Source organism: Bradyrhizobium sp. HKCCYLS3013, assembly GCF_051167615.1.
GTDB lineage: Bacteria > Pseudomonadota > Alphaproteobacteria > Rhizobiales > Xanthobacteraceae > Bradyrhizobium.
Map to the genome: position 1 here is coordinate 86,312 of NZ_JBNPTK010000007.1, position 22,467 is coordinate 108,778.

A 22,467-nucleotide genomic window follows, 5' to 3' on the forward strand; every position below is an offset into this window, starting at 1 on the left:
CCCGATTTGGAGGATCAGGCAAGGAACGGCGCGGTTCCGGCAACTCCGCCGGTGGTCGGTGTCCAATATCCGACCAGTCAAACCCGACCGGAGAAAAATCATGACCAGGATCGCACTCGTGACCGGCGCCAGCCGCGGGCTCGGCCGTAGCGCGGCACGTCATATTGCCCAACGCGGCAGTGACCTCATCCTCACCTATCAGAACCGGGCCGAGGACGCGGCGGCCGTCGTCGAAGAGATCGAGGCGATGGGCCGCAAGGCGCTGGCCTTCCAGCTCGACACCGGTGATGTCGCCGCCTTTGCGCCGTTTGCGGAGACGCTGCGCGGAGCGCTGCGCCGGACTTGGCAGCGCGACACGTTCGACCACCTCGTTAACAACGCCGGCCATGGTGACCATGCGCTGATCGCCGACACAACGGAGGCGCAGTTCGACCGACTGGTCGATGTTCACTTCAAGGGCGTCTATTTCCTGACCCAGGCGCTGCTGCCGCTACTCGCCGATGGCGGCCGCATCGTCAATCTGTCGTCCGGCCTGACGCGGGTCTCGTTTCCAGGTTATGCGGCCTATGCGGCCGCGAAAGGTGCAGTGGAGGTTCTCTCCCTCTATCTGGCGAAGGAGCTGGGCAGCCGCGGCATCGCGGTGAACACCGTGGCGCCAGGGGCGATCGAAACCGACTTCGGCGGCGGTGCGGTGCGCGACAATCCCGAGATCAACAGGGTGTTCGCCAGCATGACTGCGCTCGGCCGCGTCGGCGTGCCCGACGATATCGGCCCGATGATCGCGAGCCTGCTGTCCGAGGACAACCGATGGATCAATGCGCAGCGAATCGAAGTCTCCGGCGGCCAGGCGATCTGATCGAGCCCGCAAGCAGGAGATTGCCGTGAGCGCCATGACAGGACAGTTGGGAACGATCGATCGTCTGTACGTGCTCGCAGCCGGCACGGCGATCGCGCCGGATCGGTCCGTCTACACGCCGGGCAAATGGCAGGGCGAGCCGGCGACGCTGAGCTGCCATGCCTATCTGCTGCAGCGACGGGGCGAATGGATCCTGTGGGACACCGGGATCGACGAGAGGCTGGCCGATGCGCCGGAAGGCCGGATCATCGCGCACGGCATCAGAGGCCTGGTCACTAAGCCTCTCACTGCTCAGCTAGCCGAAATCGGCCTCGCGCCGGCCGATGTCGCGATGGTGCTGCTGTCCCATGCCCATTTCGATCACATCGGCAATGCCAGGCTGTTCCGCGATGCGCGCTGGTACATCCAGCGGCGGAGCACGCGGCGATGTTCGGCAAGGACTTCAGCACCTTCGGCTACGCGCCATTGCTCTACGATTGCCTCCGGCAAGCCCGCCTCGAATTGATGGACGGGGATGTCGATCTGTTCGGTGACGGTTCGGTGCGCGTCATCTCAACGCCTGGCCATACGCCGGGCCACTGCTCGCTGCTGGTGCGGCTCGCCGGCTCCGGGGCGGTCCTGCTATCGGGCGACGCCGCGCATGACCGCTACAACATGGCGCATCGCTGCGTGCCGACGATGAATGCAAGCGCCGAGGCGACCCTGACATCAATGGAGCGGATCGCCGCCATCGTCGATGCAGAGCGCGCGCAGCTGTGGCTCAACCATGATACGGCGCAGTCGGCGGGGCTTGCGCACGCGCCGGCGTATTTCGACTAGGGGGCGTTCACTCGTCCGTCCGCCCCTCGACCGATCAGCCGAGCTGCTCGAGCGAGCAGCAGCCCTGAGGGTTTGCTCAGGGTAAATCGCGCTCACTCCACCACGATCTTGACGCGGTCGCGGACCTTGACCTGGGCGCGGGCGTCGAGGCCGTTGAGGACGCGGAAGCGCTCGACCGGGCGGTCGACGCCGGTCATGCGGTGCGCCAGCGATTCGACCGTGTCGCCGGGCTGCACGGTGATCACCTTGATGCGCAGCGGCCGCGCCGACTGGATCTCCTCCAGGCTGAGCCGGCGGAACGAGTTCACCGTCTCCCGCGCATTGCGCTCGCTCTCGGTGGTCTTCTGCCGCGAGGCGAAGATGAAGCGGTAGACGTCGCTGCCGACGCGCAGCGCATAGACCTTGAACTGCCAGGGATCGCCGCTCGCCGTCGTGGAGGCCGCCGGGAAGCCGTTGATCGTCAGCTCCTCGGTCGCCGACTTGTCGACGTTCTCCATCCAGCCGGAATTCAGATAGTCGCCGAGCGTCTGCTGGGCCGGCACGCGCACCACGTCGAAGCGCATCGCCTGGGCGCCGCCCTCGCGTACGCCGATCACCGCCTGCGCGGTGTTGTCGAGCGTGAAGTTCTCCGGCGCCTGGAAGGTGAAGCCGAGCTTCGGATGCAGGAAGCGCCGTCCGCGCACGAAGCCCTCGCTCGGGTCCTCGCCATAGACGATGTTGTCGACTGCAGCCAAGTAGGTCTCGCGGTCATGCTCCCTGGCCTCGGGGGAGACGTATTGCTTGGCGATGGCGGCGGCGTTCTGCACCCGCTCCGGCGTCGCCGGATGCGACGACAGGAAGTCCTGCGCGCGCGGGTCGATCGCGACCTTGCCGGCCTTCAACTCTGCGTTGCGCTCCATCGAGGTCAGGAAGCGCGCCGCGCCGTAGGGATCGAACTTGGCCTTGGCGGAGATGCCGACGCCGATGCCGTCGGCCTCGAACTCCTGGGTGCGCGAGAAGCTCGCCATCGTCAGCTTGGTCTTGGCGAGCGCCAGGGCCGTCAGGTCCGGATCGTTGCCCATGTCGGACACGACGCGGGTCACCACTGCGGCCTGCCGCGCCTGGTCCTCGCGGATCGCGGCATGGCGCGCCAGCACATGCGCCATTTCGTGGCTGAGCACCGAGGACAATTCGGAGGTGTCGTTGGCGAGCGCAATCAGCCCGCGCGTCACGTAGAGCTGGCCGGTCGGCAGCGCGAAAGCGTTGACCGCACCGGAGTTCAGGATCGTGACCTTGTAGCCCTGGTCGGGGCGATCGGACACAGCCACCAGCCGGTCGACGATCTTGGAGATCAGGCCCTCGAGCTGAGGATCCTCATAGGCACCGCCATAGGTTGCAAGAATGCGCTCGTGCTCGCGATCGCTTGCCGGCGTCGTCTGCACCATCGCCGGCTTCGGCCGCGGCGTCGGCAACGGCGCCGTCGCCTGCTGCAACTTGCCCATGTCGCTGCAACCGGCCAGCGCCAGCCCCAGGCACAGCAGCGCCGGTGCGATCCGCGAACCGCAGTTCATCACCGTCATGCGCTTTCGAACAGACAGGTTCACGTCGCTACTCATGTACCTCAGCGGTCAATTCCCGCTTAAAATCTCGATCTGGGCGGTCTGCGTCAGTTCCAGTCTCGGACCCGCATGCGCTTCAATCCAACCGCGCACGCGAACCTGCCGATTCGCAAGTGATTTGACGTCGATGCCGGCACCTTCCAATACCGCCATCATACGCTTTGGAATAGTCACCGCGAAGCCCCGTGTCCAGTTACGAGCGAAGTTCAGATAAGTTGTTGTCCCCGTCTGTCGTACGGACAACACCTTCCCTTCGACAACCGTAAATAGCCCTACGCGAGACAAAATATCGTCTGGACTTTCCGTGTTTTTTATGACGGTCGCAATCTTCCAGAGACCACGCCCGGCGTTGCGGGCCTCGGCTTCCGCCGCGCCCAGGCTGAGGGCGCAATCCCGGTCGGGCAGGTCGATCCCGCGCAGCACGGCGCCCTGCCGCAGCAGCTCGCTTTGCACCGGCTGGTCCGCGCCGGCCACGAAGACGAAGGCGCGCTGCCGGCCGTAGCGGTCGGGGGTATCGTCCTCACCGCGGAGCACGACGTCGCGGTCGCGCAGCAGCGCGCCCAGCGCATCCACCGACGTCGCGCGCTGCTCCTCCGGCGGCACCTCGATGCCGGCGAGCCTGACCTCGCGACCGTCATCGAGACGGAAGCCGCGTGCATCGATGATCTCGCTGACGTGGCCTTCGCCGAGCTCCGCGAGCATGCACGGCGTGGCGTGACTTGCCGACATCATCGCGATGATCGCGACGCTCGCACCGAGCGCAATCAGCCTTCGTCCGCTCTGCATTCCGCGCACTCTCGTCATGCTGCATCATCGCACGAAATTTCCATTCCACTGAGCGGAAAGCGGCGACCGGCGACGCTTTGCCGAGCGTGCTGAGCGCTTGCCGCATGCGCATGCGTGCGCCATGATGCGAACTATCAAAGAGGCCGTCGCCATGTAGCGACGTGCCCGGCAGGGAGGATATCGATGAGCAGAACCATCCGCGGCGCGGCGGCGTCGTTGTTCATGCTGGCGTCGGCGCTGACGTTGTCCGCAGGCGTGGCGCATGCGCAGAGCAAGCCGCCGCTGAAGATCGGCGGCATTCTCGACATGTCGAGCCTCTACGCCGACATCACCGGTCCGGGCAGCGAGGCCGCGGCGAAGATGGCGGTGGAGGATTTCGGCGGCGAGGTGCTCGGCCGCAAGATCGAGGTGATCGCGGCCGACCATCTCAACAAGGCCGATCTCGCCGCCAACATCGCCCGCGACATGCTCGACAACCAGGGCGTCGAGATGATCTGGGATGTCGCGGCTTCCGCCACCGCGCTGGCCGCAGGCGAGATCGCCAAGGCGCGCAACAAGATCATCATCTTCAACGGTCCCGGCTCTGTCAGGCTCTCCAACGAGGCGTGCGGCCCCTACACCGTGCACTACGTGTTCGACACCTTCGCGCAGGCCAACGTCACCGGCCTGGCGGCGGTGAAGTCCGGCCTCGACAGCTGGTTCTTCCTGACCGCCGACTACGCGTTCGGCCAGGATCTGGAAAAGGACACCACCGCCGTGGTGGTGAAGTCGGGCGGCAAGGTGCTCGGCAGCGTGCGTCATCCGCTCAACACCTCCGACTTCTCCTCCTTCCTGCTGCAGGCGCAGGCCTCCAAGGCCAAGGTGATCGGGCTCGCCAATGCCGGAGGCGACACCATCAACGCGATCAAGCAGGCGGCCGAATTCGGCCTCACCAAGGGCGGACAGAAGCTGTCGCCGCTGCTCGCCTTCGTCTCCGACATCGACAGCGTCGGACTGGAGACGGCGCAGGGGCTGCTGGTCGCGGAAGCGTTCTACTGGGATCTCAACGACGACACCCGCGCCTTCACCAAGCGCTTCATGGAGCGTACCAAGCGCGTGCCGACCTCGGCCCAGGCCGGCGTCTACTCCTCGGTGACGCACTATCTGAAGGCGGTGAAGGCTGCGGGTACGACCGACGCGGACGCCGTGATGAAGCTGATGAAGGCGACGCCGATCAACGACATGTTCGCCAAGGGAGGCCGCATCCGCGAGGACGGCCGCATGGTGCACGACATGTACCTGTTCGAGGTCAAGAAGCCGTCGGAGTCGAAGGCCAAGTCCGACGACTACAAGCTGCTCGCGACCGTGTCGGGCAACGAGGCATTCCAGCCGCTCGAGGCGTCGCGCTGCCCGCTGGTGAAGAAGTAACGGCCGAACGGCCGTCATTCCGGGGCGCGCGTGAGCGCGAACCCGGAATCTCGATGTGAGACAATCAGCTCTGGATTCCGGGTTCGACGCTCGCGCGTCGCCCCGGAATGACGAGACCATCACGAGCAACAGCGGAGCGGCTACCATGACCACCAACACCACCGTCCTGCAGCACGTCGAGGCCGGCCTGCTCACGATCACGATGAACCGGCCGGAGCGGCGCAACGCGCTGAACAGCGACATGACCAAGGGCCTGGTCGAGGCGGCGCATCGCGCCGCCAATGATCCGGAGGTACGCGCCGTGCTGCTCAAGGGCGCCGGCGGCACGTTCTGCGTCGGCGGCGACGTCAAGGCGATGGCCGAAGCCAAGACCGCGCCCTCGTTCGAGACCAAGGTGACGACCCTGCGCGAGCGCATGGAGGTGTCGCGGCTGCTGCACCAGATGCAGAAGCCGGTGGTGGCGCAGATCGACGGCGCGGCCGCCGGCGCCGGCCTGTCGATCGCGCTGGCCTGCGATCTGCGGGTGGCCGGCGAGTCGGCCAAGATCACGACGGCCTTCGCCAAGGTCGGGCTGTCGGGCGATTTCGGCGGCACCTACTTCCTCACGCAACTGCTCGGCAGCGCCAAGGCGCGGGAGCTGTATCTGACCTCGCCGGTCCTGACGGCGCAGGAGGCGCTCGCCCTGGGCATGGTCACCAAGGTCGTGCCCGACGCCGAGGTCGAAGCCGCGACGCGCGCGCTGGCGATGTCGCTGGCGCAGGGGCCGAGCGTGACGCTCGGCTACATCAAGCGCAACATCAACAATGCCGAGACGATGACGCTCGAGGCCTGCTTCGACGCCGAGGCGATGCATCACTCGCGCTGCAGCGACACCGAGGACCACAGAGAGGCGGCGAAAGCCTTCGTCGAGAAGCGCGCGCCGCTGTTCCAGGGGCGGTAGCGTCGCTCGCAATGACGCTGCTGAAGCCGCTGGCCTGTGTGAACAGGTAAAGCCTCGAGGAGGACCGCATGCCTTACCTCCACCTGCGCCAGATCTGTCTCGTCGCACGCAGCCTCGAGCCGGTCGTCTCGGACATCGCTGCGATCATGGGCCTGGAGATCTGCTATCGCGACCCGCATGTCGGCAAATACGGGCTGGAGAACGCGCTGCTGCCGGTCGGGCCGATCCTGCTCGAGGTGATCGCGCCGACCCGCGAGGACACCGCGGCCGGACGCTTCCTCGACAAGACCGGCGGCCGCGGCGGCTACATGGCGATCTTCGCCTGCGATGATCCCGATGGCCGCGCGTCCCGAGCCAATGCGATGGGCGTGCGCACCGCCAACGTGATCGATCATCCGCCCTATCACGGCGTGCAACTACATCCCCGCGACTGCCGCGCCGCCTTCATCGAGCTCAATCACACCGCGGCCAGCGACGATGTGCTCGGCGCCTATCCGCCCGCTGGGCCGGATTGGACGCGCGCGATTCGCAGCGACGTGACGACGGCGATGACCGAGGTGGTGCTGCAGAGCCCCGAGCCGGCCGCGCTCGCCGGGCATTGGGGGCGCATTCTCGATGTGGTGCCGTCTGCCCGAGATGGTGTTCAGCAGTTGAAATTGCCGAACGCCGGTATTCGTGTCGAACCCGGCGAGCGCGAGCTCATGAGCGGCCTGACGTTCCGCGTCGCCGATGCTGCGCGTGTGGCCGACGCTGCGCGCGCCCGTGGCTATGCAGTTTCAGGCGGCTGTTTCACAATTGGCGGCGTTGCCTTCGCGTTGCAGGGGGCGGTCGCCAACTAGTCGATCGGCATGGCCGGGACGAGCCCGGCCATGCCGACGTTCGAAGCTCGCGGTTCGTCACCGCCCCTTGAAGTTCGCGAAGCGCCGCTCCTCGGTGGCCTTGACGCCTTCCTTGAAATCCTCGGTCGCGCGCAGCCGGGTCTGTTCGGCGAGCTCGTGCTCGGTTGCCGCCATCACACGGTCGGCGAGATTGGCGCGCATCGTCGCGCGGGTCGACAGCAGGCCGAGCGGCGAGCATTCGGCGATCTCGGCGGCGAGCTTCATCGCGGCCGTTCGCACCTGGTCCTGCGGCACGCATTCATTGGCGAGGCCGATTCTGAGCGCCTCCTCGCCGGTGACGCGGCGGCTGGTGTAGAACATCAGCTCCGCGTTGTTCTTGCCGACCAGCTCCGGCAGCGTCACCGTCAGCCCGAAGCCGGGATGGAAGCCGAGCTTGGTGAAATTGGCCGAGAACCGCGCCTCCGGACAGGTGACGCGGAAGTCGGCCGAGACGGCGAGGCCGAGCCCGCCGCCGATGGCGGCGCCGTGCACCGCGGCGACCACCGGCTTCTTGCAGCGGAAGATCCGCACCGCCTGCATGTAGAGATGGTTGATCGCCCCGAGGCTGTCGGCCGGATCGCCTTTGGCGCCGGCCGCTTCCTGCGCCTGGCGCGCCGGATCGGTGAAGTTGGCGCCGGCGCAGAACGCCTTGCCTTGCGCCGCCAGCACCGAGGCGCGGATCTCGATGTCGCGGTCGAAGCCTTCCAGCGCATCGGCGATCTGGTTGATCAGTGAAATGTCGAAGAAGTTGAGCGGCGGCCGGCGAATCTCGATCAGGCCGACATGGCCGTGGATCTCGACGCCGATGTCAGGGAAGTGGGTCATGGTGGGGTCTCCTGATTAGTTACCTAATGCAGCGGTACGGCCGGTGCACCCTCTCCCCTTGTGGGAGAGGGTGGATCGCCGACGCGAAAGCGACGGCGAGCCGGGTGAGGGGTTCTCTCGGCAGTTGGCCGTGCGGATGGAGACCCCTCACCCGCCTCCGATGCTTCGCATCTCCGGCACCCTCTCCCACAAGGGGAGAGGGTGCACCGAGCAAGCCGAATTGGCTCCTACAATCACCTCAACCCCAGCCCGCGCGCGATGATGCCGCGTAGCACTTCGGTGGTGCCGCCCTGGATGGTCAGCTTCGGCGCGGTCTGCATCGCGAAGGTCAGCTGGCTCTCCAAGGTCTCGCGATTTCCTGCGTTGTCCTCGACGAACGCGGCGAGGTCGCGGACGCGGTGCGGCAGCTGCTGCTCCCAGACCGTACCGACGTCCTTGACGATCGAGGCCTCGACCACCGGCTCCTTGCCGGCCTGCAGCATGCCGGCGACCGACACCGACATCCGCCGCATCGTGTGCAGCTGCGCCACCAGGCGACCGATGCCCTCCGCGCTGCGCGTGTCGGGGTTGGGACCGACCGCGCGCACCAGCTCGGTCAGCACATAGTAGGTTTCGAGGAAACGCTCGGGCCCCGAGCGCTCATAGGCGAGCTCGGAGGTGGCCTGCTTCCAGGCGCCGTCGATCTCGCCGAGCTGATGATCGTCCGGCACGAAGGCGTCGGTGAAGACGACCTCGTTGAACTCCTTCTGCCCGGTGATCTGCCCAATCGGGTTCACCTTGATTCCCGGTGATTTCATGTTTACCAGGAACTGCGTCAGGCCATGACGACGGTTCTCCTTGGTGGCCGGCGACGTGCGGAAGATCGCGATCATGTAGTCGGCCATGTGCGCCGACGTGGTCCAGATCTTCGAGCCGTTGATCAGCCAGCCGCCGTCCGTCCTGGTCGCGCGCGTCTTGGCGGCGAACAGGTCGGAGCCCGAGTTCGGCTCGCTCATGCCGATCGCGAAGCACAGCTCGCCGCGGCAGATGCGCGGCAGGATGTCCATCTTGATATGCTCGGGCGCGTAGCGCAGCAGGATCGGCCCGCTCTGCCGGTCGGCGACGAAGAAGCGCCTGACAGGCGCGTTGGCAACCCGCATCTCCTCGGTCACGACGTAGCGCTCCAGGAACGAGCGCTCGTGGCCGCCATATTGCTTCGGCCAGGTCATGCCGATCCAGCCGCGCGCGCCGACGCGGGCCGCAAACTCACGTGCGTCGGCATCCTCTCGCTTGGGCTGGTACGGGTTGAAGGTGCCGGCCGCGATCTCATCAGCGAGGAAGGCGCGCACCTCCTTGCGCAGCTCCTCGCATTCCCTCGGCAGGCGGATCGGATCGAAACGAAGTGCGGTCATGCGGCAATCCTCTTCGTCGTCAGCGCGAGGCGACCAGCGGCCACAGCTCATCGGCGCCGTGTGCGGCGACGCGCTTACCGAGCTCGACGGCCCAATAGCTCTCGGAGCCGAAATCGTCGCGCCAGCCCAGCGCGCGCAAGGAGAAGCGATGCAGGATGTGCTCGGTGGTGAAGCCGATGGCGCCGTGCACCTGATGCGCGATCGCCGCGCCCTTCTCGGCGGCCTCGGCGCAGCGGATCTTGGCCGCGGCGGCTTCGAGAAACACCGCGTCGTCGAATGCGGCGGCCCGCGCGATCGCATCCGCGGCCGATGTCGCGGCCGCGCTCGCGGCGGCGCTCTCACCGGCCAGCCGTGCGAGATTGTGCTGCACCGCCTGGAATTTGCCGATCGGCTTCTCGAAGGCGACGCGCTCACCCGCATAGTTGACGCTGATCGCGAGCAGCCGATCCAGCGCGCCGGCGATCTGCAGTCCGCGGGCAACGCCGCCCATCAGCATCAATGTCGTGGCGTCGAAGCCGGCCGGCGCCGGCCGGCATGCCACCGGCGTGATCTTGTCGAACGTCAGCGTGTCGCTGGGATCGTTGGCGAGGTTGAGGCCCGCGTCGATGCGCAGCCGCGCGGTCTCGACCAGCGCGATCGACACGCCGTCTCCGCCCTGGGCGAGCACGGCAACATGCTTCGCGGCTCTGGCGAACGGCACGCCGCGGGCACGGCCGGACAAGGTGCCGTCGGTGTCGAGCGTGATCCGGTCTCTCGGATGAGCCGGCGCGATCGTCATGGCGCCGTCGGGCGAGGCAATGCCGCCTTGTTGCAGCAGCCAGCCTGCGAGCAGCGTCTCGGCCAGCGGCACCGCAATCGCAAAACGGCCGGCGGCATTGATGATCTCGAAGCCGTCGGCGAGGTCAGTGCCGGCGCCGCCGAACTCCTCGCCCACCCAGGCGAGCGTCAGGCCGGCCTCGCTCAGCGCCTGCCACAGCGGCGCCGTCCAGCGGCCGTCCTTGTCGTGGTTGATCGTCTGCGGGTCGGCGAGATCGGCGAAGATCTTCTCCGCGGTCGCAACGACGATGTTCTCAGCTTCCGCCACAGCGCTCCTCGCCCTCGTTATCGTCGGTCTCGGCGCGCCATGTCCTGCGCGCGCCGGCGATGTCTTGCCGGCATGATGGGCGCAAGCGATGGCCCTGACAAGCGTAGCGCGCTGCAGGGCCCCGTCCGCTCGCCGCATGGAGGCGAGCGATTTCCGCGCTGCGGAGATTTTGCCGATTTTGCAGATGCAGCGATGTTGGCTAAGAAGAAGCAAGGTAACAGGCAAAGGCAAACAGGGAGGTGCGGAATGGCTGAAGGTCTGTGCGCGGTCGTGACGGGGTCGGCGTCCGGCCTCGGAGCCGCGACCGCGTTGCTGCTGGCGAAGGCCGGCATGCGCATCGTCGTGAACTATTCGAACAGCAAGAGTGAAGCCGAGCAGACCGCTGATCTCTGCCGCAAGGAAGGAGTCGAGGTCGTCGTCATTCAAGGCGACGTGTCGCGCGACGAGGATTGCCGCAAGATCGTCGCCGCCGCCGCGGCCTGGGGCCGGCTGGATGCCCTCGTCAACAATGCCGGCACCACCAAGCACGTCCCGCACGATCAGCTCGACGGCCTTTCGGCGGAGGATTTCCAGCGCATCTTCGCGGTCAACACCATCGGCCCCTTCCAGATGGTGCGCGCCGCACGGCCGCTGCTGGAAGCAGCGGCCAAGGCGACGGCGCGTGCGTCCGCGGTCGTCAACGTCTCGTCGGTGGCCGGCATCAGCGGCGTCGGCTCGTCGGTTGCCTATGCCGCCAGCAAGGGCGCGCTGAACACGATGACGCTGTCGCTGGCGCGCGCCCTGGCGCCAGCGATCCGCATCAACACCGTCTGCCCCGGCTACATCGATACGCCGTGGTTCACCAAGGGCCGCGGCGAGGCCGGCGCCAAGCAGGTGCGCGATGCGGTGGTGGCGCGGGTGCCGCTGCGCGCGGCTTCGTCCGCCGAGGATATCGCGCAGCTCGTGGCGTTCCTGGCGAGCCCGGCGTCAGGCCACATGACCGGCGAGGTCGTGCGCATGGATGCGGGGATGCATCTGTTGGGGTGACGCCGTTTCTTGGGGCGACGCCGTCGTGGTGAACAGCCGACGCGACGGCGCAGTCCAGACCTTGTTGGTGCTGGATTGCGTCGCCGCCTGGCTGGCAATGACTTGGAGTGAGAGCGCTTGGAGCGAGCGCGCTAGCGATTGAAATCGCGGATCGTGCCGCTGGCGACCAGCCTGTTCCAGATGAACAGCACCACCACGGCGCCGATCGTCGCGGTGATGAAGCCGGCGCCCTGGTTCGGACCATAGTGCCCGATCGCCTGTCCCACCGCGGTGGCGAGGAATGCGCCGACGATGCCGAGCACGGCGGTCAGGATGAAGCCGGAGGGGTTGTTCGGTCCCGGCGACAGAAGCCGGGCGAGGAAGCCGGCGACAAGCCCGACGATCAAAATATAGAGCATGACATGATCCTTGCCTGAAGGTCGCGCTCAGATCCGGCTCGCCAACTCGTGCTCGGTCGGCAGCCGCCCGTCCGGCGTGAGCTGATCGACCACCTTCGGCAGGTACTGGCTCAGCCCGTTCAACAGCTCGTCGCGCGACAGCCCGCTCTGCGCGGTGAGCTGATCGATCTGGTCGGCGCCGAGCGCATTGGCGAGGTCGCCGGGCGAGATCGGCTTGTTCTCGCCGGGGGAGACCCAGGAGTTCGCGGTGTCGCCATGGCCCTTGTCCTGCAACTGGCGCAGCAGATCGCCGAGCCCGCCGGACAAGACGCTGCCGGCGGCGCCGCCGGCGAGCAGGCCGCCGAGTCCGCCAGCGATGATGTTGCCGAGGCCGCCGCTCAATCCGCCACCAAGCGCACCGCCGAGCGGGCCGCCTTGATTCCCGGTCGGCTGAGACGGCGGGACCGGCGCGGGCGCCGCATTCGGCTGCTGCCCATTCTGCGAGAAATGCTTCACCGCTTTCCACGCCAGCAAAGCGAGGATCGCCATCGTCATTGGCGACATGCCGCCGCTCTTCTGCGTGGCCGGATGACTTGGCCCATTCGGGCCGTTCTGCATGCCGTTGAGGATATCGAGTAGACCCATGACCTGCCTCCTGCGCCCCACGCCGACAAAGCTATTGGCTTGCACGGAGCGTTACAAGCCGCGGTCAGAAGGGTCGCACAGGGGAACGTGTCGCGCGCGGCTCAGTTCCGGGCTTCGGCCCGTTTCGGCGCCTTGGCTCCGGGCGGTGCGGCAGCGGTCTGGCTCGGGCCGGTGAACATCCGCTTCAGCTCGTCGAGCTTCTCCGACAGGACCGGAAAGTTGCACGAGAACGAATCGCGCCGCCAGCCATCCTTGGCGCATTGCGCTGCCTTGATGCGGGCGCGTGCCTCCACGTTCGACGCCGGCGGTGGCAAGCCGCCCTGCGCGGTCGCGGCCGGCGGCTTGCTCGGCCGTTGCGGCGGCGGCGCCGGCATGGCCGGCTTCGGCGGCTCGATCGCGGCCCGCGCCGTCATGTCCCGGAGCGAGGGCTGGAGGTCCTGCGTCTGCGGCCGCGACATCATTGCCGAGCTCATATTGGCGTGGCGCTGGCGCTCGAGGTATTGCGTATACTGCTGGTCGATGAACTTCTGCTCTTCGGCCGTGGGATTGGGCCCGGCGATGTCGAAGCTGCGGTCCTGCATGAAGTCGTAGTAGACATAGCCGCCGCCCGGCTTCCGTCTCCCGGCAAATTTGGCGTTGCATTGCGCCAGCGCCGCGGTCTTCTCCTCCTTGGAGGCGGACTTCTCGGCGGCGTCGGCGCACTCCTCGAAATCCGTCGGGGCGCGGCTCCACCATTCCGCATGCGCGCGTTGAGGTTGCACCGCAGGCAGGCAGGTGATCGCTGCAAAGACCAGAATTGGCAAGTGGGGTCGGTACACGAACGGCAATCCTCAGCGGCTCCCCGCCTCAGATGACGGGAGATTGTCGCCAATTTGCGGCGATGTGTGACTCCAATGCTGCGTAATTTGCGACTTTCTTCTTTATCTGCCGTGGTTCCGTGATCTCGTTGCCACAGTCGGGTCGGCAATGACGGCGGCGCCGTTCGTGAATCGCACCTTGCTGTGGCGCCGGAACGATACGCAGCTTTTTTCCACCATTTTCATCCCGCCGTAGTTGACGAAACTAATCTTGACGATGGAAAGATTGGTGTTGACTGGACCGCACAAGCGCTCCTATGAATATCTTGACACTGGAAAGATAGATTGCGCCGCCCGGCGCGGAGGAGGCTGCGATGAAGGTGTTCCTCACGGTCAAGCTGGCGCTGCTGCCGTTCGTCGTGTTCTGGACCCTGCTGGCCTGGCATCAGCCGGCATGGGCGGTGTGGTCCGCGCTGGCCCTGGCGCTGGCCGCCAATGTCTGGCGCGCCTCCCGGAGCGAGCTCGCGCTGCTGGAACTCGGAAGCCTCGCCCTTTTCGTCGTGCTGGCGATCGCCAACGACGTCGCGCCGAATTGGACGGCCGGCAATGCCCTGTGGCTGTCCTTCGCTGGGCTCGGCCTCATCAGCTTCGCTTCGCTCGCCGTCGGCCGCCCCTGGACCGCGGATTATTCCCGGTCGGCCTATGCCGACAGCGCCTCGACGCCCCAATTCCATTTGATCAACATGCTGATGACCGGGCTCTGGGGCGTGCTGTTCCTGGTGCTCGGCCTGTGCCGCTGGGCCAGCGTCGCCTCCTGGATCACGACGGCGATCGTCGTCGGCGGCGCGCTGATCTCGATCTTCGGCCCCCGCTTCGCAATTCGCCAGGCCTTGCTGCGCATGCGGGCCGCGCGCGAGGAGTGCCATTGGCCGGCGCCGGGCTTCGCCTCCGCGGCCGAGACCGATTGCGATGTCGCGGTGATCGGCGCTGGGATCGGCGGGCTGACGGCCGCGGCCCTGCTCGCGGAGTCCGGGCTGAAGGTGAAGGTGTTCGACCACCACGTCGTGCCCGGCGGCTTCTGCCACACTTATCTTCGCAAGGCGCACCACGACAACAAGCCGGTGCTGTATCGATTCGATGCCGGGCCGCACGATTTCTCCGGCGTCTGGCCCGGCGGGCCGGTCGACGGCGTGCTGCGCCGGCTCGGCGTCGCTGACCGTATCCAATGGCGGCGGGTCACCCACTCCTACCGTCTCGCCGGCCGGCGCATCGAGGTGCCAGACGACTGGCGCGCCTATGTCCGACTGCTTTGCGAGATGTTTCCAGCCAGCGCGGACGGGCTGACCCGGCTGTTCGACACCATCCATGCCATCTTCGAGAGCATGTATGCGACGGGGCAGGGCCGCAGCGGCATTCCCGGCATGCCCGCCACATTGGAGGAGATGCTGGCCTTCCCGCGCAAGCATCCGCAGGCGTACAGGTGGATGAACCGCCCGTTCGACGAGCTCGTCGCCGCCCACGTCTCCGATCCCGAGCTGATCGCCACTCTCAATGCGCTGTCGGGCTATCTCGGCGACGGCAGCGAGACGCTGAGCTGCGCGCAGATGGTTCCGATCTTCGGCTACTATTTCAAGGGCGGCTTCTATCCGGTCGACGGCTCCGGCCACCTCGCGGACGTGCTCGCAGAGGCGGTCACCGCCCGGGGAGGCGAGGTGCATCTGAAATCCAGGGTCACCCGCATCCTGGTCGAGCAGGGCCGCGCCGCCGGCGTCGTGCTCGGCAATGGCCGCACGGTCCGCGCGCAGGCGGTGGTCTCGAATGCCGATCTCGGCCGCACCTTCACCGAGCTTCTGAAGGCCGACGATCTGCCGGCCGGCTTTCGCGAGCGCGCCCGTGCCCTCGTACCGGCGACGTCGTGCTTCTCGGTGCATCTCGGCCTCGACATGGTGCCGGACGTCGCGCCCGCCACGCATCTCGACACGCCGATGGGGATCGGTCTCGCCGTGATGTCCAAGCTCGATCCGTCGGCGGCGCCGGAAGGCCATGCGACGATGACGATCATCACCCTCGTTCCTCACGAACAGGCCAAGAGCTGGTTTCCCGACGAGGGCGGCGACGACTGGAAGGCGTGGCGGCGCTCGCCGGACTACGAGGCGCGCAAGCAGCAGCTCGGCGATGCCATGGTCGCCGCCGCCGAGACCATCATTCCCGGCCTGTCGCAGCATATCGTCTACCGCACCGACGCCAGCCCCGTGACCTATGCGCGCTACGACCTCGCCAGTGCCGGCGCGATCTATGGCGTGGCCCGGTCGGGACGGCTGAAGGGCGCCAAGGCGCCGGTGCGCAATCTCGTCATCGCCGGCGGCGGCAATGCCGGAGCCGGCGTCGAGGCCGTGGTGATCTCGGGCGCGGAGGCGGCCGAGGCGCTCGTGCCCGGCCTGCTGGCGCGCGTATCAGATGTCGCATCGGACGCAATGACGGCGCCGCCGAAGGCGGCATGAGCGCGGCGATCAGGGCGTGTAGAGGTAGCGCAGCAGGGTGCGGCCGACGGTCTCCAGGCTCTGCGCCGAGCACTGCTCGATCGTATCCTGCGTGGTGTTGAAATAGGGCTCGTAGTCGAAGTCGATGACCAGGAAGCTCGGAATGCCGGCCTGCTGCAGCGCCGTGTGGTCGTCGCTGATCGGGTACGTCGTGGGCTCCGGCGAGAACGCCTGCGGCGCGATCCGGCTGCCGATGCTCCAGAACTTCTTGACCTCCGGCAGCGCCGAGGCCAGCGACGACGGCTCCGGCTGCAGCTTGAGATCCTTGTCGCAGACCATGTCGAAATCGACCGCCTTCTCCGGCTTGTGCGTCGGATAATAGGTCTTCAGGTTGGCCGCGAAATGCGGCGAGCCGAGGGGACGCCAGGTCGGATCGCCGGCGCCGAGCGATTTCGGTCCCTCCTCACCGTCGAAGAAGATCATGTCGATGCCGACGTCGGGCCGCGGCGACAGCGACAGCACGCGTGCGGTCTCGAGCAGCAGCGCCACCGCCGAGGCGGAGTTGTTGGCGCCGGGCATCGGCGCATCCGATGACTTCGGATCGCGGTAAGCCTTGATGATGCTGTCGTAATGGGTCGCGACGATGATGCGCCGCGGGTTCTGCACCTGGAAGCGGGCGATGATGTTGGTGAGCGGGATCGCCTTGCCGTCATCGCCCTTGGCGGTGAAGCTCTGCGTGAGCACCGCATCCGCCGCGCTTCTGGCCATCGCATCCTTGATGTAGTCGATGGTCTTCTGGTGTCCCGGCTCGCCCATCGAGCGCGGCGTGAAGCGCAAGAGATCGGCGATCACGGACATCGCGCGCTGGCCGTCCCACAATTCGATCTTTGCGTCCGCGGCGTGGGCGGCCGGCGACGTCAGCAGCAACGCGGCCGTTGTCGCGGTGGCGGCGAGGCGGGGCCAGAACTCGGTCATCCGAAAAGCTCTTCAACGATGTCAGGACGGCTTCTTGCCGAAGGGAATGAACAGGATGCCGGCGCAGCCAGCCAGCACCACGGCGAAATAATAGGTGATGGCGCGCGAGCCGATGGTCGGAATCAGTGCGAACGTCGTGACCAGCGTGCCGACGACGTTGCCGATGGTCGAGACGCCGTAGACCAGGCCGGCGACACGGCCGGCCTCGCCGGCCGAGCGCGTCAGCAGGCTGACGGCGATCGGCGAGAAGGTGCCGAGCAGGGTCAGCGGCACCAGCAGCAGCGCGGTCGAGGCCATCAGCGTCGCCATCGGTCCGTCGCCGATGCTGTCGAGGATGTCGGCCATCACGGTATCGGCGGTCGCCGGCACCAGCGCCATGTAGGCGGCGGCGATGAGGATCATGGTGCCGATGGTGCGCGTCGACGGTTGCCGGTCGACGATGGCGCTGCCGGCGAAATAGCCGATCGCGAGCGCGCACAGCACGGTCGAGATCAGGCTCGCCCAGGCGCCGATGCCGCTGCCGAAATACGGGTTGAGGTAGCGGCTGCCGAGCATCTCGAAGCCCATCAGCACGCAGCCGACCAGGAACGAGCAGACATAGATCGCCAGCATGCCGGCGCGGGACACGTGCTCGCTCATGGCAGCTTCTTGTTGTGGCGCTCGATGCTCTTCAGCGCCTCCACCGGCGCGAAGTCGTCGGTCAGCACCTTGGCCTTGGCGTCGATCACCTGGCCGTTGTCGATGTCGATGCGCTTGCGCTGCGCCAGCATGTCGGCGAGCTTGTAGCGGAAGCCGAATTCCTTGTCGCGCTCCTGCGCGATGCCGGCGAGATCTTCCGCCTTCCGCTCGTCGCCGGGATAGGCGACCATGACGATGTTGCCGCCGGCCTCGTAGAAGTCGACCTGCGGGAACACGCTGTGAATGGTCTTCACCGCGGCGTCGAACAGCATCGTCGACGGCTCGACGTTCTGCGCCACCACGCCGCCCTCGGCGAGATGGTCCTTGACGAGCTGGTAGAATTCCTTGGTCAGGAGATGAAACGGCACGAACGGCCCGCGATAGGCGTCGATCAGGATGATGTCGTAGCGGTCCTTGGATTCCTGCACGAACAGCCGGCCGTCGCGGTTGGCGACGTGGAAGTTCGGCTCCTCCTTGATGCCGAAATATTTCTTGGCGAGCTCCAGCACCGTCGGATCGAGCTCGACCGACGTCACCTGCACCTTGGGCAGGAAGCGGTGCAGGTACCACGCGGTGCGGCCGCCGCCGAAGCCGATCTCGAGAATGGAGCTGACATTCTTGGCGTACATCACGCTCGCGGTCATGAAGCGGGTATAGTCGACCGGCAGGTCGAGCTCGTCGCGGGTGTTGTAGACGCTCTCGGTATAGATGCGGCGGTTGTGACCGAACGTCATGCTGCGGTAGGGCGCCTGCTCATAGACATAGATGTTGTTGTAGAGCGACTCCTTGGACTCCAGCAGATTGCGGGTGTCCTGCGCGCTTGCGGCGGCGATGGAGAGGAAGCTTGCGAGCGCGCCTGAAATGACCGACCGGATGAGCATCGACTTGTCTGTTTCCCTCGGCTGAAATGGGCAGGCGCGCTTGAATCAAGTCGGATCTCGCGGCGCCGGCCGGCTGGCCCGGCCACGAGATGCGCTCAGGCACGACCAATACGGCAATCCCGAGGCCGGGTTCCGGATCGGCGCCGTTCTCTTAGACCATCGGCTGCCGTCCGGATAGTCAAACCGCCCCTCCCAAACGGGGGTGTGATCGGTCGGCGCCGCCTCAACCGGGATCGCGCGGCCGCGTTCCCACCGTCTTCCCATCGCAGGACCCGAGCGTCGTTGTGCCACGGCCGGCTGTCCGGTCCAGGCATTGACCGGAGAGGCTTCCGGTCGGTGGCCGGGTCTGCTATGGAGGCAGCGAAGCAGGTGCACTTCGGTGCAGGCTCCGGTCCCGTAGCTCAGCTGGATAGAGCGGCGGTTTCCTAAACCGTAGGTCGCATGTTCGAGTCATGCCGGGATCGCCATCTGCCGCAGCCTTGCGCGCGCAGACCTCTCCAGATCAAACCCATTGCGTGCTTGATCAGGCCCGACCGGGAATCGGGTGGAGCGCGTCGCTGCCATCGAGGACCTTCTCCGGGTGAGACGGCGGCCTGAGCCCCGTCCACGCGGCGCGCAGTCGCCGCCGAGACGCATCACCCTGGAGAGTTTTCCATGCATACGACCATCGAGCCGGGCATTCTTTATTTCGGGACGCCGGTCGTCCTCATCAGCACGGTCAACGAGGACGGCGGCTTCAATCTCGCGCCGATGTCGTCGGCATTCTGGCTCGGCTGGCGCTGCATGCTGGGCCTCGCGGCGGGATCGAAGACGCCGCAGAACATGCGCCGCACCGGCGAGTGCGTGCTGAACCTGGCGTCGGTCGATCTCGTCGCCGCGGTCGATCGCCTGGCGCTGACCACGGGATCGGACCCGGTGCCGGCAATGAAGCAGCGCAAGGGCTACCGCCATGAGCCGGACAAGTTCGCCGCGGCCGGCCTCACCGCGGTCAGGTCCGAAACGGTGGCCGCGCCGCGTGTCGCCGAATGTCCGGTTCAGCTCGAAGCGCGCGTCGAAGCGGTGCATGGCGTCGCCGATGACGACGCGCTGCTGAAGGGGCACATCCTGTGCTTCGAGGTCCGCGTCCAGCGCGTTCATGTCGACGGCGCCCTCCTGGTGGACGGCGCGCGCGACCGCATCGATCCCGACAAATGGCGGCCGCTGATCATGAGCTTCCAGCAGTTCTATGGCCTCGGCCCGCGCCTTCACGATTCGCGGCTGGGCACCATCCCAGAGGCGGCCTATCGCACGCCCGATGTCGAGCGCGCGCGCAAGGTGCCGACGCGGATGGAGGCGGCGGCCGGCTGAGCCGGCTCGGCCTCGAGTCTCGCCTGGAATCACCCGGCCGCCCGTTCAAGCTTGCATCCGGGTGCGAGAGGTCAAGGACATCATGGGGGCTGTGGCTGTCGACCGGCTGCTGATCGAGGCGGCCGATCATTACAATGCGGAGCGCGCCGGACCGGCCAAGGCACTGTGCGGCGACATCCTCCAGGCGGTGCCGGATCATCTGCCGGCGCTGCATCTGTCCGCGATCCTCGCCTTTGCCGACGGCCGCATGGCCGAGGGCGCGGAGCTGCTCGGGCGCATCTTCGCCCGCGATCCCCACCATGCGCCAGCCTATGTCACGCTCGGCGATGCGTTGGCGGTGAAAGGCGAGCGCAACGGTGCCGCCGATGCGTTCGCACGCGCAGCGGCGTTGCGGCCGCTTGATGCGGCAATTCACAGCAGGCTCGGCAGCGCGCTGCTGGAGCTGTCGCGCTTCGCCGAGGCCGAGGCCGCCTATCGCCACGCGCTGACGCTCGATCCTGCGCTCGCGCATGCGCGCTGGAATCTCGCGCTGGCCCTGACGCGTCAGGGCCGCCTCGCGGAGGCCGAAGCCGTCTACCGTGCGCTGCTCGAACGCGACCCGGCCTACCCCGAGGCGTGGCGGGCGCTGGCGCATGTGCTCGCCGACCAGGCAAATCATGCGGCGGCGGTGCCGGCCTATCAGCATGCGCTCGCCGTCCATCCGGCCGATGCCGGCCTGCATCTCAGCCTTGGCGATGTGCTCTACAAGCAGCGCGCCTTTGCCGAGGCCGCGCTCCATTATCGTCGGGCCTGCGATCTCGCGCCCGGCGATGTCAACGCTGCACGGCTGCTCGGGCACGCGCTGCATGAGGCCGACCGCCCGGCCGAGGCCGTCGAGGCCTATCGGCGCGCCGCCGTGCTCGATCCCACCGATGTGGTCGTGCTCAGCAATCTCGCGGCCTGCCTGTGCGGGACCGGCCAGCTCGATGCGGCGATGGCCGCCTGCGAGCACGCGCTGGCCTTGCTGCCCGATCACGCCCCGGCGCATACCAATCTGGGCATCATCCATGAGATGCGCGGCGAGACCATCGAGGCCGTCGCGGCGCATCGCCGCGCCGTGGCCTCCGATCCCGGTTACGCCAAGGGCCACGCCAACCTCGCGGTGGCGCTGCGCAACGCCGGCGACATCGACGCGGCGCTGGCCGCCTCGCATCGTGCGATCGCGCTGGCGCCCGACAATGCGCTCGCCCGCTACAATCACGCGCATTTCCTGCTGATGTGCGGCGACCTCGTGAACGGTTTTGCCGAGCATCGCTGGGGCCGCGACTGTCCGGACCTCTCCGCGGGCATGCCGCGCTTCGACGCGCCGGAATGGCAGGGCGCGCCGCTCGACGGACGCACCCTGCTGCTGTTCGCCGAATATGGCATCGGCGATGCGCTGCAGTTCGTGCGCTATGTCGATCGCGCCAAGGCGATGGGCGGCAACATCGTGCTGCAGGTGCAGCCGGCGATCGCGCCGTTGCTGCGCAGCCTCGACGGCGTCACGGTGGTCGGGCGCGGCGAGAAGCTGCCGCCGTTCGACCTGCAACTGCCGCTGATGGATCTGCCGCGGATCTTCGGCACGACCTTGGAGACGATCCCGGCCGAGGTGCCGTATCTCGCGGCCGATCCGATCAAGATGGCCGCGTGGCGCAACGTGCTCGGGCGCGCGCCGTCGTTGAAAGTCGGCGTCGTCTGGGCCGGCAATCCCAGGCACAAGGGCGACCGCCAGCGCTCGCTCACCGCGCAGGCGGTGCTGCCGCGGCTGGTGATGCCGGGCGTGCAGCTCTATTCCTTGCAGAAGGAGCCGCGGCCGGGCGATGCGCTAGGGCTCGCCGAGCTTGGCACCGACGTCATCGATCTCGGGCCGCTGCTCAGCGACTTCGCCGAGACCGCAGCTGCCGTCGCCGCGCTCGATCTCGTCATCTCCGTCGACACGTCGGTGGCGCATCTCGCCGGCGCGCTCGGCCGCCCGGTCTGGGTGCTGTTGCCTTACGCGCTCGACTGGCGCTGGCTGCGCGCCCGCGCCGACAGCCCGTGGTATCCGACCATGCGGCTGTTCCGCCAGGACAAGCCGATGGCCTGGGATGGTGTGCTGGCGCGGACGGCCGGGGAGCTTGCGCGGCTGGTAGCAGGTGAGCGCGGGCTGCTGTCGCCCGGGCCGGGTATGAGGCCGAGAGCGGACGTCGAAGGCTTATGAGGCCCGACGCCTATCGCGTGGCCATGCGTGCGAGACCGGTCTGATCCGAGCGCGTGGACGGAAACGACAATCGCCACAAGCTGAACAGCATCGGGAGTTGGAAAACGAAGCTGATCGCCGCAGCGCCTGCCAGCACCTCGAAACGTTGCGCCTCGATCAGAGCCTTGGCGCTCGGTACCACGTGGACCAGGCCGTCGGCGACGTAGACAAGCGCAACCACCCGCCAGATGTTGGCGGAGAGCAAGCCCATCCTGAAGGCATGATCGAACAGCGCGAGCAACCCGCCGAGCGCGAGCGTCGAGCTCACCATGTGAGCCGGCGTATCGTAGAAGCCGGAGTCCAGGGCGGCCTGGACGAACCAGAGTCCGTAAACCACCGCGATGATCTTCAGCAACATCAGTTCGTTCCCAGGCCCGCGAGATCGTCGTCTGCCTCCGGGCAGCCGATCGGATTGCGCCC

Annotated in this window: 22 protein-coding genes and 1 tRNA gene; 11 read left to right on the top strand and 12 right to left on the bottom strand. The window is 67.1% G+C overall.

The window, feature by feature from the left end; all coding sequences use genetic code 11:
• The first annotated feature begins 100 nt into the window (after window positions 1-100).
• Genes ACQR1F_RS15030 through ACQR1F_RS15040 form a run of 3 tightly spaced genes read left to right on the top strand, consistent with a single transcriptional unit; the run spans window position 101 to window position 1,675 of the window.
• A complete protein-coding gene (locus tag ACQR1F_RS15030; RefSeq protein WP_434890427.1) occupies window positions 101-856 on the top strand; it encodes an SDR family NAD(P)-dependent oxidoreductase in 756 nt (251 codons plus the stop codon).
• On the top strand, window positions 816-1,361 hold the full coding sequence (locus tag ACQR1F_RS15035; RefSeq protein WP_434913365.1) for an MBL fold metallo-hydrolase: 546 nt from the start codon (window positions 816-818) through the stop codon (window positions 1,359-1,361). The genes ACQR1F_RS15030 and ACQR1F_RS15035 overlap by 41 nt, the downstream gene beginning before the upstream one ends.
• A complete protein-coding gene (locus ACQR1F_RS15040; protein WP_434913366.1) occupies window positions 1,283-1,675 on the top strand; it encodes a hypothetical protein in 393 nt (130 codons plus the stop codon). Before ACQR1F_RS15035 ends, ACQR1F_RS15040 begins: the two co-directional genes overlap by 79 nt.
• A gap of 92 nt (window positions 1,676-1,767) precedes the next feature.
• On the opposite strand, the gene ACQR1F_RS15045 is transcribed toward ACQR1F_RS15040, so the two are convergent.
• Both ACQR1F_RS15045 and ACQR1F_RS15050 read right to left on the bottom strand, forming a co-directional pair.
• A complete protein-coding gene (locus ACQR1F_RS15045; protein ID WP_315800914.1) occupies window positions 1,768-3,234 on the bottom strand; it encodes a M48 family metalloprotease in 1,467 nt (488 codons plus the stop codon).
• Between the two features lie 48 nt (window positions 3,235-3,282).
• Window positions 3,283-4,059, bottom strand: coding sequence for a thermonuclease family protein (locus tag ACQR1F_RS15050; protein ID WP_434913367.1), 777 nt, complete (start codon window positions 4,057-4,059; stop codon window positions 3,283-3,285).
• A gap of 222 nt (window positions 4,060-4,281) precedes the next feature.
• Here ACQR1F_RS15050 and ACQR1F_RS15055 point away from each other — a divergent pair, with 222 nt between their 5' ends.
• The 3 genes from ACQR1F_RS15055 to ACQR1F_RS15065 all read left to right on the top strand — a co-directional run bounded on the left by ACQR1F_RS15055 (window position 4,282) and on the right by ACQR1F_RS15065 (window position 7,245).
• Window positions 4,282-5,466, top strand: a complete 1,185-nt coding sequence (locus tag ACQR1F_RS15055) for an ABC transporter substrate-binding protein (protein WP_316182943.1) — start codon at window positions 4,282-4,284, stop codon at window positions 5,464-5,466.
• Between the two features lie 145 nt (window positions 5,467-5,611).
• Window positions 5,612-6,406, top strand: coding sequence for an enoyl-CoA hydratase (locus ACQR1F_RS15060; RefSeq protein ID WP_315800570.1), 795 nt, complete (start codon window positions 5,612-5,614; stop codon window positions 6,404-6,406).
• A 68-nt stretch (window positions 6,407-6,474) separates the two neighbouring features.
• Window positions 6,475-7,245, top strand: coding sequence for a hypothetical protein (locus ACQR1F_RS15065; RefSeq protein ID WP_434913368.1), 771 nt, complete (start codon window positions 6,475-6,477; stop codon window positions 7,243-7,245).
• 57 nt (window positions 7,246-7,302) lie between these two features.
• Here ACQR1F_RS15065 and ACQR1F_RS15070 read toward each other — a convergent pair whose 3' ends face one another.
• The 3 genes from ACQR1F_RS15070 to ACQR1F_RS15080 form a co-directional block, all read right to left on the bottom strand.
• The gene (locus ACQR1F_RS15070; protein ID WP_316216820.1) at window positions 7,303-8,109 is read right to left on the bottom strand and encodes an enoyl-CoA hydratase/isomerase family protein; all 807 of its coding nucleotides are present in this window, start codon (window positions 8,107-8,109) and stop codon (window positions 7,303-7,305) included.
• A gap of 233 nt (window positions 8,110-8,342) precedes the next feature.
• The gene (locus tag ACQR1F_RS15075) at window positions 8,343-9,500 is read right to left on the bottom strand and encodes an acyl-CoA dehydrogenase family protein (protein ID WP_316216819.1); all 1,158 of its coding nucleotides are present in this window, start codon (window positions 9,498-9,500) and stop codon (window positions 8,343-8,345) included.
• A 19-nt stretch (window positions 9,501-9,519) separates the two neighbouring features.
• Complete coding sequence (locus ACQR1F_RS15080) at window positions 9,520-10,584, bottom strand: acyl-CoA dehydrogenase family protein (RefSeq protein WP_434913369.1); 1,065 nt, start codon at window positions 10,582-10,584, stop codon at window positions 9,520-9,522.
• A gap of 246 nt (window positions 10,585-10,830) precedes the next feature.
• Here ACQR1F_RS15080 and ACQR1F_RS15085 point away from each other — a divergent pair, with 246 nt between their 5' ends.
• Window positions 10,831-11,610 carry an SDR family NAD(P)-dependent oxidoreductase gene (locus ACQR1F_RS15085; RefSeq protein WP_315800565.1) on the top strand — a complete coding sequence of 260 codons (780 nt, stop codon included), beginning with the start codon at window positions 10,831-10,833 and terminating at the stop codon, window positions 11,608-11,610.
• A 131-nt stretch (window positions 11,611-11,741) separates the two neighbouring features.
• Here the strand turns inward: ACQR1F_RS15085 and ACQR1F_RS15090 are convergent, their stop codons facing one another.
• The 3 genes from ACQR1F_RS15090 to ACQR1F_RS15100 form a co-directional block, all read right to left on the bottom strand.
• A complete protein-coding gene (locus ACQR1F_RS15090) occupies window positions 11,742-12,008 on the bottom strand; it encodes a GlsB/YeaQ/YmgE family stress response membrane protein (RefSeq protein WP_315800564.1) in 267 nt (88 codons plus the stop codon).
• Between the two features lie 27 nt (window positions 12,009-12,035).
• A complete protein-coding gene (locus ACQR1F_RS15095; protein ID WP_315800563.1) occupies window positions 12,036-12,632 on the bottom strand; it encodes a YidB family protein in 597 nt (198 codons plus the stop codon).
• A 101-nt stretch (window positions 12,633-12,733) separates the two neighbouring features.
• A complete protein-coding gene (locus ACQR1F_RS15100; RefSeq protein WP_316182931.1) occupies window positions 12,734-13,450 on the bottom strand; it encodes a hypothetical protein in 717 nt (238 codons plus the stop codon).
• A gap of 353 nt (window positions 13,451-13,803) precedes the next feature.
• On the opposite strand from ACQR1F_RS15100, the gene ACQR1F_RS15105 reads away from it, so the two are divergent.
• Window positions 13,804-15,930, top strand: coding sequence for an FAD-dependent oxidoreductase (locus ACQR1F_RS15105; protein WP_434913370.1), 2,127 nt, complete (start codon window positions 13,804-13,806; stop codon window positions 15,928-15,930).
• A gap of 9 nt (window positions 15,931-15,939) precedes the next feature.
• Here ACQR1F_RS15105 and ACQR1F_RS15110 read toward each other — a convergent pair whose 3' ends face one another.
• Genes ACQR1F_RS15110 through ACQR1F_RS15120 form a run of 3 tightly spaced genes read right to left on the bottom strand, consistent with a single transcriptional unit; the run spans window position 15,940 to window position 18,443 of the window.
• Window positions 15,940-16,884: a M28 family peptidase gene (locus ACQR1F_RS15110; RefSeq protein WP_434913371.1), complete on the bottom strand. Its 945-nt coding sequence runs from the start codon at window positions 16,882-16,884 to the stop codon at window positions 15,940-15,942.
• A 21-nt stretch (window positions 16,885-16,905) separates the two neighbouring features.
• The gene (locus tag ACQR1F_RS15115; protein WP_315800559.1) at window positions 16,906-17,523 is read right to left on the bottom strand and encodes a fused MFS/spermidine synthase; all 618 of its coding nucleotides are present in this window, start codon (window positions 17,521-17,523) and stop codon (window positions 16,906-16,908) included.
• Window positions 17,520-18,443, bottom strand: a complete 924-nt coding sequence (locus tag ACQR1F_RS15120; RefSeq protein WP_316216814.1) for a spermidine synthase — start codon at window positions 18,441-18,443, stop codon at window positions 17,520-17,522. The genes ACQR1F_RS15115 and ACQR1F_RS15120 overlap by 4 nt, the downstream gene beginning before the upstream one ends.
• A 390-nt stretch (window positions 18,444-18,833) precedes the next feature.
• Here ACQR1F_RS15120 and ACQR1F_RS15125 point away from each other — a divergent pair.
• The 3 genes from ACQR1F_RS15125 to ACQR1F_RS15135 all read left to right on the top strand — a co-directional run bounded on the left by ACQR1F_RS15125 (window position 18,834) and on the right by ACQR1F_RS15135 (window position 22,008).
• Window positions 18,834-18,910, top strand: a tRNA-Arg gene (locus ACQR1F_RS15125).
• Window positions 18,911-19,097: 187 nt separating this feature from the next.
• Window positions 19,098-19,790: a flavin reductase family protein gene (locus ACQR1F_RS15130; protein WP_434913372.1), complete on the top strand. Its 693-nt coding sequence runs from the start codon at window positions 19,098-19,100 to the stop codon at window positions 19,788-19,790.
• A gap of 82 nt (window positions 19,791-19,872) precedes the next feature.
• Window positions 19,873-22,008, top strand: coding sequence for a tetratricopeptide repeat protein (locus ACQR1F_RS15135; RefSeq protein ID WP_434913373.1), 2,136 nt, complete (start codon window positions 19,873-19,875; stop codon window positions 22,006-22,008).
• Window positions 22,009-22,018: 10 nt separating this feature from the next.
• On the opposite strand, the gene ACQR1F_RS15140 is transcribed toward ACQR1F_RS15135, so the two are convergent.
• Window positions 22,019-22,402 (bottom strand): hypothetical protein, encoded by a 384-nt coding sequence (locus ACQR1F_RS15140; RefSeq protein WP_316216811.1) that lies wholly within the window; start codon window positions 22,400-22,402, stop codon window positions 22,019-22,021.
• Window positions 22,403-22,467 lie beyond the last annotated feature (65 nt).